This is a genomic window from Mycobacterium sp. SMC-11 (assembly GCF_046250095.1).
Taxonomy (GTDB): Bacteria; Actinomycetota; Actinomycetes; order Mycobacteriales; family Mycobacteriaceae; genus Mycobacterium; species Mycobacterium heraklionense_A.
Genome location: NZ_CP176430.1, coordinates 793,341 through 812,385 on the forward strand (window position 1 = coordinate 793,341; position 19,045 = coordinate 812,385).

Genomic DNA, 19,045 nt, shown 5'->3' on the forward strand with positions numbered 1-19,045 from the left:
CCGGCGCGCGGGCTGGTGTTGCAGGATCTGCGTGTGCAGATCGGTCGCGCGTCCCACCGGCCCCCTAGGCAGCCCGTGCGGTTGCAGCAGCGCGATTGATCATCCAGTCGGCTATCGGCTGCACGAACGGTTCGTAGCGCCAGTGGGCCGCGGCTGGGCCCTGCACGGCGAATGTGAGGCCGTTGATGATCGCCTGCACAGTGGCGATAACCATCTCGAGTGGGCGCTCGAAGAAATCGGCGACAATGCCGGCGATCTCCGCCACGGAGTTGACGCCGAGCTCGAGCACGAGGTTGTAGACCATCGTTTCTAGTAGTCCCACGTCGGCCGGGTGCGACCAGGGGTCAGCGCCGACCGGGGCCGCGGCGTACAGGTCGCCGTCGAGTGCACACGACAGCAGGAAGTCGGGCGTCTGGTCGGGTGTGAGGCAGTTCTTGCCGGCGATGCCGCCGGTCACCTGCCCGTTGAGCCGCTTGGGAACCGGTAGCTCCGCGACCAGGTTGCCGTTTGCGATGCCTGGGCAGCGCAGCGGATCGCCGAACTGGATGATTCCGAGGACATCGCCGATCCGGTCGTGGAAGCGGCCATTGGGGGCAAGGAAGTCAAACACCCACACCTCGCCGACGACGATGGCGAACTGGCTGTAGCCGGACAAGAACAGCGGGGTTCCTCGCGGCCGGAGGCCGATCTGGCGGCAGACCTCGGCCCGGCCGGCGTCAATGGATGGCCTCATCGGGAACATCGCGGCCGGGTAGCCGATGGGCTGCCAATCGATGATGTTGCCGGCACCGCCCCAGAACTGCGCCCACACGTTGTTCCACGGGTCGGTCAGAATCCGGGCGACGTCGGTGGAGAACCCCGGGCCGAACGGGTCCGGGACGCCGGTTCCGTTGCCGGTGATCAGCAGTGGACGCATTTAGCTGGGCAGATCCGTGAGATCGACACCGTGCTTCGTGGCGAGCCGACGCAGGATCTGGTTGTTCTGGTCGGTTTGGTAGGCGACGCGCATGACGGCGTCGAACAATCCGAACTTGATCGTTCGGTCAGCGTTCGGCCGGCCATCCTCGATTGGCCGGAACCTCAGCAAGTCCCACGTCAGCTGACGGACCCAGCCGCGCAAATCCCATGCCCGCCAGGGCGCGAAGCCGTTCTTGAGCGGATCGGCGCCGTCATAAACAGTAATGGTGTCGCCAGGGCCGGGATTGGCGGGGAACAATGCGTTCATGACGTCATCGGCGTTGGCCATCTCAGTTTCCTGCCCGATTGGGGAACAGCCCGTGGATGTGAGCGGCGACGGCGTCGACGAGGGTCAGGTCGACGTCGTTGGCGATCTTCGTTCGGAGCGCAGCGAGTGCGTCTGGCTTTCCCGTGAGCTGCGGGTAGGGCTGCAGCTGCCCATAGATGTAGTTCAGTTTGTCGTCGTTCGACGGGGCGGCCATCATTCCTCCTCTGGCGATACCGAGTAGATGCTTGAAGTCGTCGAGACTGCCGCGGAAGGCGTTGACGTCAACCGGAATTCCGGCCACCGTGGCCTTGTCGGTGAACTGCCACACCACCGGGGCAGCGCCGCCGTAGCTCGACCACCCGGAACCTTGGCTGCCGCCGCCGAACTCATAGATGTTGGACGCGTAGCCCGTGCCGCCGGGATAGGCCGACGAAACGAGGCCGGGCACACCGACGAGTGATGGTGAGCCGATATGGTCCCGCCAGTACCAGCGCGGGATATAGGACAAGGCGACCTCGACGTCGACCTTGTTGAAGGCTTTCACTACAGCCCAGAACTGCGCGATGTCGCCGCTGCCGTCTTCGAAGTCGAGCATGCAGGGGATGCGCGGGTCGCCGACGTGATCACGGTAGAGCCGTGCCTGCACCGCCGGATCGCCCGTACGTACGTAGTGGTATCCGATGAGCAGCATGCCGTTGGCGGTGCACCAGTCCCGCACCGCCGGCCAGAACGGATCGCGGTAACTGGACCCCTCGGTGACCTTGTGGCAGACCGCCGAGAAGCCCTCGCCGGCCAGCCGGGACAGGAAGTTGACCGCGTCAGTCGTGGTACGCCAATTGTTGTTCGAGACGTCCGGGTAGAAGAGCGTCACGTCGTCTCCTTGGGGTTGCGTGGGTTCGCGCGCTCCGGCGAGTCGCGGGAGCGGGTCTTGTTTGGCGGCCGGGTTATAGGCGTGGGGCATGTCAGCCAGGTGCAGGTGGGGCGCAACGCCGCCGTTACTAGCGGAGCTGGGATTGACGCGGCCGATGCGCTGACCGGCCGCCACCGTCTCGCCAACCGCGACTTCGCGGACGATGTGCCCGTACTCCAGGCATCCACCGCCCTGTTCGGCACTGGAATCGACTACCAGCCAGCCCGCCGGATCCGGGCCGCCGTAACCCCGCGCGGCGCCGGCAAAGATCACCGTCCCGGCCTGCACCGCGTACACCGGTCTTCCGCCACTGCCTCCCGGGAAACCGAAGTCACAGCCGGTGTGGAACTCGCCGGACCGAATGCCGAATGGGGACGTGATGATCCGGCCAGACTCCAGGGGCCAGAAGCGGACAACCGCAGAGCTCATGCGTACCGACGGGCGTTGTGGAACGGACCAGCATCGGCCGGCGGTACCCCCACCGCCGCCAGGGCAGTCAAGATCGCAGCAAAGGCCCGAATAACCATGAAGCTTCCATGCCGTCGACCAGGGCGCCGGCCGCGTAGAGCGTCAGCAGTCCGATCGCCAAGAGGGCGACCAGACCAATCGGCAGTGCACACCAGCGCTTCACAGCACGCGACGCTAAGCGCGGAGCGTGCAACCTCCAGCTCAGCGCATCGCCGCGCGGAACGCGTCGAACTGCGCCTCCACTTCCTCCGGCGAGAATCCCGGCGGTGGCGGCGAATACCCTGGACCGTTCAGCACAGTAACCTCCGGCGATGGCGCATAGAGGCGGTCGTAGAACTGAGTTCGCCGGGCTTCCCCGTCGTCGCCGTTCATCGACTCGATGACCGCGCGTTCGGTGACGTCGAGAACCGCGTGCATCGAAGGCAGCTGCATGGGGTCGACGATCCCGCCCGCGTTGATACGACGCCGGATCTCCCGCCAGTGATAGGCGGTCTGGACGGCCAGGGAGATCACCGCGACATACGGGCGTGCCGTGCCCTGCGTCGCGATCCCCCGTCCGATCTGAAAGAAGGTGTCGTCGGGCAGGTCGCCGTCGATCATCTCCAGCGTGACGCGCTCGTATTCGCCGCCGCCGAGGTGGTCGGCGACAAACCTCGCCAGGTGCTGGGATCGTTCCGCGGTCTTGAGGTCTGGGTTGGCGGCCATTGCCAGCGCGGCGATACTGGCGGGTCGCGTGCGGCGGGTCAGTACGGTGCCGATTCCGGGCACCTCCAGCGGGGCCGGTTCACCGAACGGTGGGGCGTCGGCGGCGTCAGCCGCGAGGTCGATGTAGCCGGGCGGCGGGTCGAACACCTACGCCCAGCGCCCGGGAATGAGAAGCGCTGCGGTGAGCGAGTGTCCGCCGAAGTCCGGCGCCTCGCTGGCGGTGAACACCAGTTCCGGCGTGGGCCGCGACGGATTCCGCAGATAACCGGCCGCGAAACTCGAGGCCTCGCCGATGAATATCGACAACGGGCTGAGCGACGGCGGGTACCTGTGGTACAGGTTGTCCTGCCAGGTGCCGTGATTCAGGTACGCCAGCGCGATCAGCAGCTGCCCCTCGCCGTCAATCGACGGAACGACCTGCCGGGGCGATGCCGACTGCCACATCTGGGGCCGCACCATCTGCGACGCGAATTTCCACTCCGACATCAGCATTGAGGCGTCCCGGACAGCGGTCAGGCTGACGAACATCTCGGCGCCGAGCCCATTGCTGAACTTGTACTCGGCGGGCTCGCTGCTGCCGGCGGTCTTGGTGAAGACCGCCAAGTGGACATCGTTGGCGAACCAGAAGCCCAACCCGGCGCCGGCGGTCAGTGTCCACCCTGCTGGGGCCTTGATCCGCTCACCGGCATCGAACTGGTTGACCACCAACGCCACCAGCTTGTCGCCCGGCTGCACACCCGGCACCGCGCCAACCGTCACCGACAATCCCGTCCCGGATTCGGTGGACGTGCTGACCACCGTGGGAGTGACGCGGCCCGAGGGGAGCACCGAGCGGGCCGGCAAGGCGAACAGGTCCAACCGCGTATCGCCGGTGACGATCAGGGACTTGGTGAATGCGGTGCCGCCGGCGATGCTTCCGGTTTCCCACTGCTGCGACTGGAATCGTAGTGCGACGCGGGCGACGATGGTTTCGCCCGCGGGGACGGTGATCCAGTCCGCCATCGTGGGAAGGAACGGCATTGTCACACTATTCTGCCGGTACTCAGATTGTGCGTAAGCGACACCACCGGCCAGGATTCCACCCAGCGCCAGATCGACGCCGCACCCCACCTTTGACACCGAGGTCAGCGGGGGAACCGCACCCGTGTTGAGGGTGTAGCCATGCTGGGACAGCAGCCACCCCCGCGTCCGCGCCTGCAACGTGATTTGGCAGCCACCCCGGGTGACGAGCCCGTAGACCTTCTGGTCGATCGGGGAGTCGTTGGTCCAGGAGACGAGGACATCCTGCAGTTCATCGTCGTAGTTGGAGCCGGAGTTCCTCGGCGGATAGTTCCGGGTCACCGAGTCGGCGTAGCCCGTCGCGACCTGGCGCAGTTGATTCCAGGTGCGCGGCGCCAAGACCCCGCCGTCGTTGGAGAAATAGTCCGCGTCGACGCTCATCCTCGGAACCTCACCCATGCCGCGCCGGGCGCGCCTTGCTGACAGAACCAGATACCGCGATCCAGGTCGGCGTTGTAGCCGTTCGGGAGGCCGCCATCGCCCACAGTTACCCGGATGACGCTGCCCGGCGTGACGTTGATGGTCTTGCCGTTCCACTGCCCGGCGCCGCCCCCGAACCCGAAGAATCCGCCGAACTCCGCGCCGCCACCGCCACCGCCCGGCCAGGAGCCGCGCTGCTTGGCGTTGACGTCGACACTGCCGGCGTAGTGGATATCGTTGAAGGTGAAATCTCCGGACCCCTGGCCCTTGTACGCGGTCGACCCCAACTCGACACCGCCGCCGGGAGCCCCAGTCCCTCCTTCAGCGATGAGTTCTGTTACGCCATCGACCCAGAACCACGTTGGGGCGGCACTAAGCGTTGAACCGCGATCGCTTTCCGGCACATCGATCGTGCCTGCGGTACCGCCGCCGCCGCCGGCTCCGGAACCGACACCGACCAGGTCGGCTTTCGACGCCCACGCGGGGACCGGGATGTCGTAAGTGCCTGGGGTGGTGAACTTGTGCTCTTGGATTTCCTGGGGCGCCGAGGTGGGTGAGGTGTTGAATATCGCGATGCCGTCGGCGCCGGGCATGCCGTACTGGAGGAAGTTGCCTGCGGGGCCGCCGCCACCGGGAGCACTGCCCGGCTTCTGGAATATCGCTGGCTGGACAGTCGATCCACCGGGGTAAATGCGGGAGTTGAACAGCTTGTTGCCCGGCGACTGCCCCCATTTCGGGTTTGTGGGGGCGATGTCGCCGTTGGTTGCGTCGCCACCGCGGCCGCCCGCGGAGGACAGTTTGCGGAGCGTGCCGGACGGGTCGGTCCACGCGACGCTCGTAGGGCCACCGTCGCCGCCCGCGGTGTTGTACTCCCCGCCGCGGCCGCCCTTGCCGACGATGATGTCGAAACGGGTGGATTCGTCGAAGTCCGTTCCGAATACGAGCGTCTGGGCGTTCCACGTAGTGGCGAGGCCACCAGCGGCGGTGGTGTCCCAGCGGTCGCCTTCCCCGCCGCCGCCAGCACCGAGCACTACGACGTCGAGGGCGTTGCCGGGGCCCAGTGAATCGGGCGCGAAGTAGGAGTAGACGCCGGCGGGGTGTTTGACGTCGATGCTGGTCGGGTGGTTGGGGAGCGCATTGTCGGTGATGGACCAGGGCATGGCATAGGCGACGAGACGGGTGTAGCGGGCTTTCGCTTCCCAGCGGGACACGAATTTGTCGTTGTTGGCCTCGGTCCACACTCCCGGGGTTTGGACGGCAGCCAGGTAGCGGAAGTGCAGCGACTCGCCCGGCTCGACCAAGCCAATGTTGACCCAGGACTGGGTGGCGTCCTGGTCGTAGAAGACCCTCCCGTAGATCAGATCGGAGGCGGCGACGGAGTCGCGGTCGATCTGGCATTTGCCGCCGAAGCTGTCTTGAACGACGGTCGGCTGGATCGCCGACGGGGACTTCCCGACGTCGAAGCTCCAAGCGTCGTGGATGACGACCGTGCTGGGGGATTGGGAGACCACGGACCGGGGGGCGCGGATGACCTGGACGACGATGGCTTGCCGGTCAGGGGTTTGGTTGTACCAGGTGAGGTCGCCGTCGATCATGGTGACGGCGTCGGAGGCGTATTTGATCTCGCCGTCCTTGGTGGACTTGAGGAACGCTTCGGCGACGACGCGGGGAAACCAGGTGTCGCTGAGGCCGAGCCCGTCAGCGGTCGACAGGAGGAACTCGGAGGTGCACGGCCGGATCATCGGGCGAATCCCGGATCGGCCAAGGGGTGGGCGATGAGCTGCAGGCGAGTCCAGTGGGCGGCCGCGGCGTGCTGCGGATTGTTCAGGTTCGCATTGTTCGACCACGGCGGTGGCGTCCACACGTAGAGGCGGTACCAGAGTTCGAAGGTGGCGCCGGGCGGGACGGGGTCGACCCATTCATCAGCAGTGGATGCGTCTGTCCACATGTACTGGACGCCAGGGTTCGGCTCGGCCACCCAGTTCGTCGCCACGTCCAGCGAGCTGCCGCACTGGGAGTTGAAGATGCTGGTGGTGATCGGCGGGACGGGGGTCTTATCGACGGCGGTGGTCCAGCGGTCCCGGAACTGGATCGCATTGGGATTGCTGACGATCCACTCTTTCGGGCCGCGGGTGACCCTGACGAGCATGCCTTGGGGAATGGGGGCGTCGTTGGTCCACGACATGCGCTTGTCGATGAGCAGTCGGCCGGGGAGGGTGGACAGTTCGGGGAGGTTGTCCGTGACGCCGTCCGTGTCGCCGGTCGATTCGGCGATCTGGTCGGCGACGAGCCGCACCGAAGACCACGGTTGCAGTTGGAGTCGGCCGGCCGGGTCGGTAGTCAGGTTCTCCGACAGGCAGACGGGGACGGTGCCCATCGGCGCTCCCTTACAGCTTGAAGATCTTGTTCGCGCCGTTGTCCCAGACGCAGTTGATGTCGCCGCCGTTGGGAGTCACGGGCAAACCTGCGGTGGCCTGGTCGATGTAGGCGATCAGTGGGCTGGTGGTGTCGGTGCCGGTGTCCTTGTACAAGACGACAGCGACGCCCTGGCTGCCGCTGACGGCGGCAAAGACGGCGTCGGCGGCGTCGGCAACTCCAGCCGTGGAGGTTTTGCTGGTGAGCTCCGCGCTGACGGAGAGTCGATTCCCGGACGTGATCGAGGAAAGAAATTCATGGGTAGCCGCGTCCTGGGAGTAAGCGGCGGTGACGAGGACGGCTTTAATGGTGTCGGTGGTCCAGTTGATGCCCCCATTGAGGAACTTTTCGCGGGCCTTGTCGTACACGAAGCTCGTCATGGCGTCGCACGGTAACGAGGTGGGGTGCTAACGACGTGTGGCTTGTCTCAGGACGGTGGGGCATGGCGCAAAGTTGTAATCGCGTGCCAACCAGAGATGGGCTCTGTTGTGACTCCGGGGAACTCAACATCCTTGAAGTAGTACAACGTCATTTGCGCTCCCCATGCCGGAAGCGGGGCGGTGTCATAACTCTGGCTCATCAAATCGAAGAAACGAACGTCGGTGGGATTCGTAGTGGCGCCGTAGTCGCTGAGCAGCGTTACCGTGTCCCCGGGGGATTCGCCATCAGCGACATCGACCTGATAGTTGCCAAAGATGCAGAGTCCCACGCTCCCAGCTGACACTGTGCTAGCGGCCGTAATGAGGACTGAACTTTTCCTCTCGTCGTTGCTGGATCGAAGAAACGCCCAGTCGCCCCAGGCGCTGTCGTCAAAAAACCGTTGCGCGACACGCAAATCGGTGGTCGCGGGATCGACCCAGTGGCAGCGTTGAACCTTGGCGCCCTCGGCATAGCCAATGCCCTCTTGGGTGAGGACAACGGCGACGCCGTTGCTAGGAGCGTTGTCCTCATCCGGGAGGCCAATGCACCAGCCCAGGGGAAAATCATTCCAATCGCCGCTGATCAGCTCGAAGTTTTCCACCCCGGCGTGCGCGGAGGAAATCCCATCCTCAATGTATGCCAGCCGGTCCGCGCTGAGCGGGGTGTCTGTGGAGGGTTCATTTACCCATACCTGCGGCTCGTATGCCATCGCGGTTAGTCTCCTTCGGCCGGGAACAGGTGCTCGGATGGGAATAGGTACTCGGAGGGGTAAGCCTCGCCGCTTGGGATGAACAACAGCGGCTGCCCGATCGCTTCGGCCGACTCGACGCCTACCAGGTTGACACTGACCGGCCCGGTGGTAACAGACGGCGTGCCAACCGCTTCTGCGGACTCGACCCCCAGCATGCGAATTGATGCGAACGGGCGCGAGATGTCCGGCTGACCGACCGCTTCTGCTGACGGGACGCCCGTGAGCTGGACCGACACCGCGGCGGGCACCACCTCCGGGCGGCCGACGGATTCTGCTGACGGGATGCCCACCAGCCGGATCGGCTGTGAGTATGGCAGTGCGGGAATACCGATGACCTCAGCGGAGCCGATGCCCTTCAGGGCGATGTTTTGCACGCCTACCGACGGCCGTCCAAAGGCCTCCGCAGAGGGAATCCCGGTCGGTGTGAGATTGAGGTCGGCCCACCAGCCGCGGGCGGGTCGCGTGGCGGCGGGCAGCCACGACACCGGCATCAGGGTGACTCCGTGTACCCGAGGCGGGCTAGAGCGTCGGCATGGTCGACCGCATCATCAAACACCGCCAACGCCGCCATCTCATCGGTCGCCAACCCGGTCACGGGGTCACGCACCACACCATCAGAATCACTGGCGTAGACGGTCGCTGCGGCTCCCAAGACCTGGCTGATCTCGATACCGCCGAGCGCCGTGTTCACTCCCGCCGATGCGGACATCTGCCCGTACTGCACTAAAAGCCAACGCCCATCAGAACACTCGTACAAGTTCGTGACCGGGCAGAACCCGGGCACGTCCTGAGCGCGCAATACCGCTGAAATCGTGGTCATGCTTGGCCCGTCCGCCAGATTATCCATGCCGCGCCCTTTCCGAAGGTGCCACCGTTGCCAGGAGTGCCATTGCCGAGTGCTCCGTTGAGTGCACCGGCGCCGCCGCCGCCTCCGCCTCCGCCGGGGAATCCGCCCGGGCCGCCGTTGCGGCCGTTGCGGCCACCCGGCAACGTTGATGACCCGTTACCGCCGCCACCGCCGCCGCCGCCCGAGCCCCCACAGGGAACACTGTTCTCAATCGACACGTTTGCCCCGGCGGAACCGTCGGTGCTGATCTGCGACGCCGAGTTTCCGCGCCCACCAGGACCGCCCAGTGCGAGCGCCGACGATTCCCCCCGATTGCCGTTCTGCCCGGCCTGCTGCCCGGCCATTCCCCCGGTACCGCCGCGGCCCGGCTTGCTCGTCGAGTAGATGTAACCCGAGGCGTTGACGATGCCGCCCGCGCTGCCGTAGACCGACGAGACCACCGGCTCCCACGGCCCAGTGATCGTTGTAGTCGCGGCCTCGGTGGCTCCGACAGAGATGGTCAGCGTCTCTGGGATGCCGTCACGCGGCAAGGTCTTCGCCACGTAGCCGCCGTTGAGCCCGCCTTCGCCGCCGAACTCCAATTGTCCAGGGGCGCCCCCTACTCCGGCACCGATTGCCACGACAATGCACTCGATGCAGTTCTCCGGGCGGGTCCATACACCGTTCGCCGAAAACCCTTGCGCGCTATAGCCCGCCAGGATCGTATCCTTGATGGCGACCACCGCCTGTTTGGCCTCAGTCGGATCGCCAGTACCGCCAGAGCCGTACCAACCGTTGTGTACCGCTGCCGCTGTGTCGGCCGCTGTGGCCTGGGCCGACCCCACCGCCGCGACGGCAGCCGATCCAATGTCTGGCGGCTCGCCCGGCCCAATCGTCGCGGCCCGGTTGGTGAAACTGTTCGTGGGCGACGTACCGACCAGCACGTCCCAGCCGCGCGACTTCGTGCCGCGATAAATCCGATACTCCGTCGCACCCTCCACTGCTGTCCACGTCAGGCGAACCTCAGCCGGCCCAAACAGGATGTATACAAAAGCTTCGTTGGACGGCATTGACTCGATATCGTCTTTGACCGCAGTCACCACGTAGTACAACGAGCCCAATGGGACACTCGTCGAAGACGACGGCCACGCCGAAGCCAAAAGCCAACCAGGAACAGTTGGCGCCGTCGGATGTAGAAATTTCTGCAGCGCATCGCCGATAGTTGACGATCCACTGACCGGCAGCGACGCGAACGCATTGCCGGCGATCCCACCCCAGAAATTTTCGCGCGATGACGTCGGTATCTGCGCGTTAGCTGGCTTCAGGAACGACACAAAGGTCTCCCACGCGTCCCCCAGCTCACCGGCGACCACCTTGCCGAACGGCGCAGCCCCCGTCCGACCGAATAGGTAGTTCCACAGACCCGTGATCAGCCCCCACCCTGCGGTGAAGAACCCGGGCACGTCAGTCAATGCCTTGGGTACGACCGCGGCGATCGCGCCATCCCAGATCGATTGCCAGAACTGCTCCATGTCCTTGTCCGGGCCGGTAAGGCCTAGATCGGTCAGCACCCGCTGGAACGCTGCGGCCATCGCGGCGGTCGCCTCGGGGCTGAACGGGGTGACAGTGCCGTCCCCGAAGACGTAGGTAACCGCTGTCCGGGTCAGCACGGCGATGTCATCCCACAGCACCTGCCGCGTCAGCAGGCTCAACAGGCCGCCGAGCTCGAACGCTCCGCGGTCCACCCACAGGGTGCCGGCGGTTGCGCTGGTGTCGACGTATTGCCGCACCGCGGTCACCCCGTGCTCCACCGTCCACGACCCCGACGCCACAACGGTTTTCGCACCGACGGGAACGCCGTACCAGTCTGTCGTCGGATCCGCCGGCACCACATTTTCGGGTTCGATCACGTGCTCTTCGCGGGAACCATCAGCGCCGTAGGCGGTGATACCAAGATTCACCCCACCGCCGGTGAGCCCGAAGGCGGCGCATCGCACTGACAGCTGCAGCACCTGCCCCTCGCTGACCTCAACGAGGTTGGACCGCAGTACTTTCCGCGTCCCATTGCAGACGGTCTTTGCTGACCCCTGGTCCGCAGCGGCGCCAGACCCCGACGAATCGAAGTAGACCGTGTGGTCCCACTCCCAATCGTCGCCGCCGGCCAGCGACTCAATGCCGGTGAAGTCGGGGTTCCACAGCATGTTCGCCCCGGCCAACAACGCGCCCGGCCCATGCGTGGACGCGTAGTACTGGGCGTCCAGATACTGGCCCAGATCATTGAGGGTGCCCGGGAAGCCCGTGATGGTCGCGACAAGTTGGGACCACCAGTCCTCGGGCATCACCGCGGGAAGGCCACTGACCGATCGCGGGGCACTGCCGGGATCATCTTCGGGCGCGCTTGCCAGAGTGACCGGCGGTACACCCGCCCTATTAGCGGTCAGGACACCGCCCTTGCTGACAAGCACCCAGTCGCCGGCACGTACCGATCGGCTCGGGCCTTCCAGCCGTCGCAGCCGCTGCTGCACCTGCCGGGCCCACTCCGGGGAGCTGGACGGCAGCGGCTCCAGCTCGTGCGCCCCGCTCATGAGGCGTCCTGCATGCTGATCTTCGCCAACTCAGGCAGATCATCGCGGGCCGTCGCCAGGCTCACCGCCACATCGCAATTGCCCGCTGCCAGGGTGACATCCATCGAACCCACCGTTGTTAGCGTTGCCGTATCGAAGGCATCCACCACCATCCGGGTGGTGGGCACCAATTGCTCGAGCAGCACCGGAGCGTCCGGGCTGAGTCGGGCGCCGGCGGGCACCCGGACCTCGTCGCGGATCCGGGCCATGTAGGCCAGATAGGTGCGCAGCCCGGTTTGTGCGTTGCTGACGCCGAACATGTTGTCGATGTGGATCAGAGTCTGCAGGTTGTGTTCACCCAGAGGCACGGTTCCGCGGGCGATGGTGTCGGCGGCACGCAGCACCACATCGTTGAAGGTGGTCGCGCCGTCGCGCACCAATTGCAAGCCGCCGTCGATGAAGTCGCGTTCTCCCAGGGTGGTGACCGGCTGGCGGGGCATCACGCCCAAGAACGGAACCCCGCCGATCACGGACCAATTCAGACCTACCTGGGTGAGGCGGTCGAATACGGAGTCCATCATGGCCTCGTCGGCGCTGACGCTGAAGTCGACGTAGTCGCCGTGTCCGTCGGCCACTCGCATACTGTCCACACCGGTGAGGACAATGGGGTCGACGGTGATGCCGTGGCGGGCGAGCATGGCGGTCCACAGTTCGGCGGCAATTTTCGCCGGCGCGGTGTTGTCCCAGTCTTTGGTGATGGGGCAGCGTGTGCGGCGCCCAAACACCGAGGGGTCGGCCGCGGTGATGCCAGCGGTGTCGCGGCCCTTCGTCGCGGTTTGGATCGGTCCGGACCACACCGGGTAGTTGACCTCAGGTGTCCAGACGTCGATCCAGTGCTGCCACGGGGTGATGTCCAGTCCCGCGACGTCATCGACCGAGACCGCGAGAGTGCACTTGGTGGTCTGGCCGCCTTCCCACCCCCATCTCAGGGAGGTCAGCTGGGCGCCGGTGAACTGCGCGGCCTGCACACCGTCGCGGGTGCGGACCGAGACCATTTGGTCGGCGGAGATGATCACTTGTCACGCTCCGACAGGGTCAGTTCCATCTCGAACTCCGCGGACGCCGCCGCGCGTACGACCAGTTCCCAGCCACCACTCGGGTCGATGAGGGCGGGTCGCCACGGCCGGCCGCGCGGGGTGGACAAGATGCCGGAGGTGCGGGCCTTGACGCCGTTGGTCACCGCGTAGTTGCGGCCGGTGACGGCGTCGAGGACCAGCTCGGTGGCGGTGGGCAATCCGGCGATCTGGAAAGGGAACAGTTCGCCGGGGCACGCGCCCGGAGCACGCGATTCGAACCAGCCCTGCAGGCTCAGCGGGGCGCCGCCGGTGTTGACGATCCGCACGCTCACCGCGGTGTCGCCGCCGTCCGCGGCGCCGGTCGGGTCGGGGAGCAGGTAGCGGTAGGTCTTGATGTCGCCGACGGGGATGCAGCCGCCGCAGACCGGGGGCTGGTAGGTGGCGCGCGGCCATGCCTGCGGGACGCATTCGGTGGAGAACAGCACCGGCATGTCCGGGCAGCTGGTGGTATCCGCGCAGTCGGTGGCGTGGACCCAGCTGATTTCGTCGGTACTGACCGAATCCCAGGCGACGTGTACTGCGGTGCCGGGCCGGTAGGCGTGCGGCACCAGCGCGGTCATCGTCCAGGTAACGCGGGCGCTGGTGGCCTCCCGGTTCCGGGCCATGCCGCCGGCGAATTCCTGATCCCTACGCGGCGGGTCGGTGAGGACGACGCTGTGCAGGTTGCGCAACAGTCTGTCGGGGTCGGCGGCACTGTGGCCAGGGTGCGCGTCCAGGTAGGACAAGACACCGCCGCTGCCCGCCGATGCGGTGTTCAGGGCGCCCGTCAGCCAGCGGATGCCGTACTGCAAGCCGGCGCTGGTACAGGCAATCAGGAAGGCATCGACGGTGATACGGCGGCTGGTGATCCGCTTGATCGGAGAGACGGCGCCGTCACCGATGAGCTCGGTGACCTTGCGGTCCAGCGGGGCCGCGTCGAGGCCGTCGATCTTCATGGGCCAGATGCCCCGGAACTCGGCCGATTCGGGGACGGCGGGGTCATACCACGGCGCGGTCGCTATGTCCTCGTAGCCGGTGGCGCCGAGCCAGTCAGCTAAGTCGGGCCAGGAGTCGTCGTAGGCCACACTGCCGCCGCATCCGCACGGCTCGCCGGCTTGGGCGAACACGGAATCGTCGGTCGGCAACGGGGGGCGTAGGTGTGCGATGACGCGGGAGCTGTTGGCGACCTCGACGCCGTTGAGGTCAAGCCACCCTCTGAAAGCCATGTGTCTTGCCCCTTAGACGTCGATCTTTTCGAGCAGGTCACGGATCTCGTGGGCTGCCGATTCGCTGCCGTAGACGGCGATGGGTGCGTGGATGGTGCGGTTGCCCGCCGGCGCACCGGCATTGCTGTTGGTGATCGCCGCGACCAGCCGGTCAAACGACTCGGTTTGCCGCGGCGACAGGACGCGTTCGGGGGCGACGGTGGCCTTCGGCATGAGCCCTGTGCCGACGGCAAGGCCACCGTCGTCGAAGACTGCGGCTGTGCCGAACAGTGCGGCGAGGACGGCGGCGATCCCACCGCCCATGGCGGGGGCCATGAGCGAACCGGTGGGGAACAGCCCGGAGAGGCCTTGCCCGAAGATGCCCTGGACCAGCCCGGGTGCGGAAGACTGGAGCATCGCGGCGATGCCGTCGGTAAGTACGTCAGTGAGGCCGATCGCGAAGTCCTCGAATACCTGCGCGCCGATGTCGACCGCAGCGTCGCCACCGGCGTTGATAAGACCCGTCACGATGCCAGCGACTGGACTACCTGTTCCTGGGCCTCCCGCGTTCGAGATCGCCGTGCCCGCCGCAGATGCACCAGCAGCGACCGCCGCCTTACCGACGGCTTTCGCGATCGGAACGATCAAGTTGTGAACGATGTATTCGACCAGCTCCTTGATGACGATCTTGAGGATCCGCACCCGCTCATCGGCGGCTTCCTCGGTACTCGTCCCCGAGCGGTCCATCAGGCCGCTGGTGTCGTTGAGCAGACGGCCTTCGGCGTTGAACGCCTGGAAGTCGCCACGGAACTGGCGGAACTCATCCGACAATCGCACCATTGTGTCGCGGGCCTGGACCTGCACACCGATGACCGACAGCAACACACTGGTCAGCATGCTGACGATCGCGCCGATGACCGGTACCTGCGACAGCCCGTAGAAATCGGCGCCGACCGTGGCATTGGCGTTGACCGCGCCGCCGGCCGCAAATCCACGAACGCTGCCGGTGTGTAGTGCTCGACGGAAGGCATAGACGCCAGCCTGGCCACCCATGGCGTTCACGTCAGCGACGGTCAGCATGTGTTCGCCGGGCATGGCCCACAACGGAACCGAGTCCTTGCCGGGAACGCCGCCGATAACGGGACCGCCGAACGCCATGCCCGAACCCGTTGCTGCCCCCGCCGGGCCGCCCGCCAAGCTCACCGCAGCGTTGGCCGCGGTACCAACCAAATCGGCGGAAATCTGGACCAGCTGGTCGCGGATCTGCGCCATCACATCCATCAGCTGGTCGAAACCGGCTTTCATCGACGCATCGAGACTGGTGAACGACCGGTCGACCAACGCCGCGGTGTCGCTGTAAAGCTGACCACTGGCATTGAAATCGGGCCCGTCGTTGGCCGTGATGACGCCGCTGCCCTGCCCGCCGGCACGGCTGTAGTCACCGACGGCATAGCCGAAAATGGCGGCGAGCGCCATCGGATTGCCTTCGTTGAGCAAATCGAAGGCGCCGGCGGTTCTGGTGGGCAGGGGCCGGCTGCCTACGCCACCGACCGCCTTGATGGCGTCACTGATCGGCAGAGCGCCCGGCAAGCCCTGGGTGAGCTCGCCGAGGAAATTCTGCCCGCTCTCTAGCCCCGGTGCACCCAAGGCGTTGTCGCCGACCCCAGCGCCGGGGACTTGCGGTGCCGGGAGTACAGCCCGCAGCAGGTCCCGGATTTCGGTCAGCAAGGCGATAATCGTGCCCATGGCCGAGAGGCCGCCGGCCGCGGCATCGGCCGCTAACGGCGACATTCCGGGGGGTAGGACGCCTCCGTCGAAGAAGCCGGACACGCCACCGTTGCGGTAGCCCCCGAGTGGGCCGGCCGCCCCATAAGCCGCGTCTGCCTGCTGCGTTGATGGCGGAAAGCCCGGAGTGAGTCCTGTTGGGATCTTCAGCGCGTCCGGTGCGTTTCCGTACAGGAACCCGTAGTCCGTGGACGACGGGAAGCCCGCAGCCGGTCCAGTTGGGATCTGCGGCGCGTCCGGTGCGTTTCCGTATAGGAACCCGTAGTCCGTCGACGGCAGCATGTCATTGTCCGGGAATGGCGAGGGAGCTGCCGGCATGAATTCGGCCAGGTCTCCGGACAGGGACCCGGACGCCGACGGCGACAAGTCCAGTTGCTCAATTTCACGGTTCGGCAAGACTTGACCATGCGCTGGCACGGAGTAGCTCTTCGACTCTTCCCGCCGGTCAATCTCGTCGAAAATGTCGACCAGGGATTGGACACCGGCCCAACCAAAACCGGTCACGGCGCCGGGAAGTGTGCCTGCAGGGCCAACCAACGATCCGATTTCTGCCCCAGCCGCCGTCTTGCTCCAGAGGTTGAATGCTGCGTCTATCCCCACGTCCAACCACGACCGTGGCTCATCGCCGTTGGGTTTCGCCGGATCCCCGTCCGTGAGGTCCTTGACGAGGCCCAATGCGCTACCGAGCAGGCCACCGCGCCTTCCGCTGCGGTTCTTCCCAAACAGCTTCTCGATAGTGGCCCCGGACGCAATACCAGTTGCGACATTGTCAATCGTTTGTTCCAACCGGCCCCACCACGACGCCGGCTCATCGCTCACAGCACTAGCACTGTTGGATTGGCTGGGACCGCCAACACCGCGGCCGACACCGGCGCCGAGGCCGACAAGGCCGCCCCCGCCGGCACCACCATCACCGGTAAGGCCGCTGCCGCCGACCCAGGGACGGATAGTGCTGCCGTTGCCGGAACCGCCATCAAGGCCAACACCGCTGCCGGTAGCCCGGCGGGGGAGGACACTGCCTTCGGGGCGGCCGGCAAGGTAGCTGCCGGCACCGCCGTCACCGCCAACACCGCGGCCAACAACACCGCCACCGCCAACAACACCGCCACCGCCGACAACACCGCCACCGCCCCCGCCGCCGCCAGCGCCGGTCCAGCCACCACCAACACCTTGAGGCGACGGAGCGCGCGGAGTCGGAGCTGCCGCCGCTATCTTCAGCGCGTCAGTCAAACGGCCCCAAGCCGCTGTCTGCTGGTCGATTTCGCGGGTGACGTCGTGCAGCGCCGAAACCTGCGCCGCCGAGGATGCAACTGCCGTGGCAGCCACTGCGAGGTAGGCATTACTGAGCCCATCGAGTGATGCCGAGACCCGCTGATTCGCCGAGACCTGCTCGTCCGCGGACTCTGTGGCCAGCCGCGCCACCCGCCGATACGTTTCGCCGACTTCGGTAACGGCCGCCGCTGTGGCCTTTGCCGACGCTACCTGCTTCTCACCGGACCGCAGGGCATCGCGCCCGAGTTTGTCGTAGTCACGTTGCAGCTCGTTCATCTCGCGGCGCAGCGCCACGAGAGTCGGTTCCAAAGCCGTCTTGATCTCGCGCAACACCTCCGCAGGGAGACTCGGCCCGTTGATCAGCAAATCGAGGCGGATCGAGCCGGCAGACGTGGTCACCGGCCTAAGTTATCTAGGCCGGGTGCTACGAATTTCCTTTGCGCGCCTTGCCTTGCTTCGCCTCATCAAGCGCCTTGGCGTCCTTGGCGATACGTTCGCCGGCGATCTTCCCTAGTAGCCCAGCTAGCTCGCCGAGCGAAGTGGTGCCGTACTCCTCGTCATCAGGATTCGACATCCGGTCCAGAACCCGGTCGAAGGTCTCATCGGAGACGTGCCGGGCGATGAACCGGCCGAACGCCTGCTCTTGTGCTTCTTCGCTGCGGTATCTGGCGAATTCCAGCGCGACGAGCGCGGCGCCCTTCGGAATGCGGATCGCCAGCTTGTCACCCTTGAACTCCAGCCAGTCGTACTGCCAGCCTGCTGGGTGTGTCCACGTCGCATCGGTGGTAGCCGATGCGTCGCTCGTTTCGCGGACTGCGGGCAGAGTCTGTCCCGCTGTGGTGCCGTCGTTTTCGGGATCCGGCCCGATCAACTCCGGCTCGATCACTTCCAGACGAGCTTCGGATTCTGGGGCGGGATGGGTCGGGGTGAGCGTCGCCGGTGCCGCATCCTGCGCGGCGGGGTCGATGTCTTGGGTGGTGCCGTCCGAGGCGAAGATCGTCATGGCTGCGTAGCGTTCCTACCCGCGGTGCACAACCGTTGTCGGCAGAAGACCGCGCAGCCTGATGGGTCTAGGCGTGGAACCCGTCGTGGTCCGTGTCCGGGGCGTCGAGGTCGCCGGCTATCACCACCACCGCCCCGATCTTCAGCAGCTTTCGGATCTCATCGGTGACTGCCACGGTGCGACGCACACCCCGACCCAGCCAGTCGCTCGGCGTGACCGAACCTTCAACCGTCACACGAAGGCCCATGACCTCATCCCGTCTCAGAACTGCACGTGGGCGACTCCGGCCCATGCAGTGACTCCATCCTTAGGCCCAAACGGGGCTACCGTATCGATGGCGACTGCGCGTTCCGGAGTCCGCAGGCGCGCCGCGGCCGCCGACAACACTCGCTCGATGCGCCACGAGTCGTCCAGGCTGATGTTCGCCGCGTCAGTGAGCGTTTCCCAATTGGGATGCTCCTCAACGACGGCGCAACGCATCACGCCGACCTCGACGGCCAGCACACGCTTCACATCCGTCTTGCTGCAATCCAAGTCGCCGAGATAGGCCTTGGGGAATTCGCCGATCCGTGCTCGGTAGCGCTTGGCGACGCGTACCCACAGAAATGCGTGGTCGCAGTCCGGATTCCATGCCGGCCTGTCCTCGTCGCCGACGAGGAAGAACACCTGCGTCGATCCGGCGCCAAGCGGCGGGCACTCGCTGGCCGGGGCGAATCCCTGCCGCAACGCGGTAATGAAGACGTCGACGACATCGCTGGCCGCGTCGTGGCACGGATCGGGGGCGCTCATATGACCACCGGTGCCTCAGCCAAGGAGAGGGGCGACACCGGGAGGTGTCCGGGGTCGACAGTCCGATAACGGCTCACTTGCCACACGGTAGACAGCAACGGTGCTACCCCCAG

At 65.9% G+C, this 19,045-nt stretch carries 18 protein-coding genes; all 18 read right to left on the reverse strand.

Annotation, left to right across the window (positions count from 1 at the left end):
* Window positions 1–64: 64 nt before the first annotated feature.
* On the reverse strand, window positions 65–916 hold the full coding sequence (locus ACKY0X_RS03760; protein ID WP_409428365.1) for a hypothetical protein: 852 nt from the start codon (window positions 914–916) through the stop codon (window positions 65–67).
* Entirely contained in the window at window positions 917–1,246 is a 330-nt protein-coding gene (locus ACKY0X_RS03765) for a hypothetical protein (RefSeq protein ID WP_409428366.1), read from the reverse strand.
* 1 nt (window position 1,247) lies between these two features.
* Window positions 1,248–2,564: a peptidoglycan DD-metalloendopeptidase family protein gene (locus ACKY0X_RS03770; RefSeq protein ID WP_409428367.1), complete on the reverse strand. Its 1,317-nt coding sequence runs from the start codon at window positions 2,562–2,564 to the stop codon at window positions 1,248–1,250.
* Between the two features lie 240 nt (window positions 2,565–2,804).
* Window positions 2,805–3,455, reverse strand: coding sequence for a hypothetical protein (locus ACKY0X_RS03775; protein WP_409428368.1), 651 nt, complete (start codon window positions 3,453–3,455; stop codon window positions 2,805–2,807).
* Window positions 3,456–4,748 carry a hypothetical protein gene (locus ACKY0X_RS03780; protein WP_409428369.1) on the reverse strand — a complete coding sequence of 431 codons (1,293 nt, stop codon included), beginning with the start codon at window positions 4,746–4,748 and terminating at the stop codon, window positions 3,456–3,458. It abuts the gene before it with no gap.
* Window positions 4,745–6,529: a hypothetical protein gene (locus tag ACKY0X_RS03785; protein ID WP_409428370.1), complete on the reverse strand. Its 1,785-nt coding sequence runs from the start codon at window positions 6,527–6,529 to the stop codon at window positions 4,745–4,747. Before ACKY0X_RS03785 ends, ACKY0X_RS03780 begins: the two co-directional genes overlap by 4 nt.
* On the reverse strand, window positions 6,526–7,164 hold the full coding sequence (locus ACKY0X_RS03790) for a hypothetical protein (protein ID WP_409428371.1): 639 nt from the start codon (window positions 7,162–7,164) through the stop codon (window positions 6,526–6,528). Before ACKY0X_RS03790 ends, ACKY0X_RS03785 begins: the two co-directional genes overlap by 4 nt.
* A gap of 10 nt (window positions 7,165–7,174) precedes the next feature.
* The gene (locus ACKY0X_RS03795; RefSeq protein ID WP_409428372.1) at window positions 7,175–7,582 is read right to left on the reverse strand and encodes a hypothetical protein; all 408 of its coding nucleotides are present in this window, start codon (window positions 7,580–7,582) and stop codon (window positions 7,175–7,177) included.
* A gap of 47 nt (window positions 7,583–7,629) precedes the next feature.
* A complete protein-coding gene (locus ACKY0X_RS03800) occupies window positions 7,630–8,331 on the reverse strand; it encodes a hypothetical protein (protein ID WP_409428373.1) in 702 nt (233 codons plus the stop codon).
* Between the two features lie 5 nt (window positions 8,332–8,336).
* Window positions 8,337–8,864 carry a hypothetical protein gene (locus tag ACKY0X_RS03805; RefSeq protein ID WP_409428374.1) on the reverse strand — a complete coding sequence of 176 codons (528 nt, stop codon included), beginning with the start codon at window positions 8,862–8,864 and terminating at the stop codon, window positions 8,337–8,339.
* A complete protein-coding gene (locus ACKY0X_RS03810; RefSeq protein ID WP_409428375.1) occupies window positions 8,864–9,082 on the reverse strand; it encodes a hypothetical protein in 219 nt (72 codons plus the stop codon). Before ACKY0X_RS03810 ends, ACKY0X_RS03805 begins: the two co-directional genes overlap by 1 nt.
* A gap of 107 nt (window positions 9,083–9,189) precedes the next feature.
* Window positions 9,190–11,784 (reverse strand): hypothetical protein, encoded by a 2,595-nt coding sequence (locus ACKY0X_RS03815; protein ID WP_409428376.1) that lies wholly within the window; start codon window positions 11,782–11,784, stop codon window positions 9,190–9,192.
* The gene (locus ACKY0X_RS03820) at window positions 11,781–12,839 is read right to left on the reverse strand and encodes a hypothetical protein (protein WP_409428377.1); all 1,059 of its coding nucleotides are present in this window, start codon (window positions 12,837–12,839) and stop codon (window positions 11,781–11,783) included. The genes ACKY0X_RS03815 and ACKY0X_RS03820 overlap by 4 nt, the downstream gene beginning before the upstream one ends.
* Window positions 12,836–14,104 (reverse strand): hypothetical protein, encoded by a 1,269-nt coding sequence (locus ACKY0X_RS03825; RefSeq protein ID WP_409428378.1) that lies wholly within the window; start codon window positions 14,102–14,104, stop codon window positions 12,836–12,838. Before ACKY0X_RS03825 ends, ACKY0X_RS03820 begins: the two co-directional genes overlap by 4 nt.
* Window positions 14,105–14,116: 12 nt before the next feature.
* A complete protein-coding gene (locus ACKY0X_RS03830; RefSeq protein WP_409428379.1) occupies window positions 14,117–16,687 on the reverse strand; it encodes a hypothetical protein in 2,571 nt (856 codons plus the stop codon).
* Window positions 16,684–17,028, reverse strand: a complete 345-nt coding sequence (locus ACKY0X_RS03835) for a hypothetical protein (RefSeq protein WP_409428380.1) — start codon at window positions 17,026–17,028, stop codon at window positions 16,684–16,686. The genes ACKY0X_RS03830 and ACKY0X_RS03835 overlap by 4 nt, the downstream gene beginning before the upstream one ends.
* Before the next feature lie 536 nt (window positions 17,029–17,564).
* Window positions 17,565–18,143: a hypothetical protein gene (locus ACKY0X_RS03840; protein ID WP_409428381.1), complete on the reverse strand. Its 579-nt coding sequence runs from the start codon at window positions 18,141–18,143 to the stop codon at window positions 17,565–17,567.
* A 261-nt stretch (window positions 18,144–18,404) separates the two neighbouring features.
* Window positions 18,405–18,932 (reverse strand): hypothetical protein, encoded by a 528-nt coding sequence (locus ACKY0X_RS03845; protein ID WP_409428382.1) that lies wholly within the window; start codon window positions 18,930–18,932, stop codon window positions 18,405–18,407.
* Window positions 18,933–19,045 lie beyond the last annotated feature (113 nt).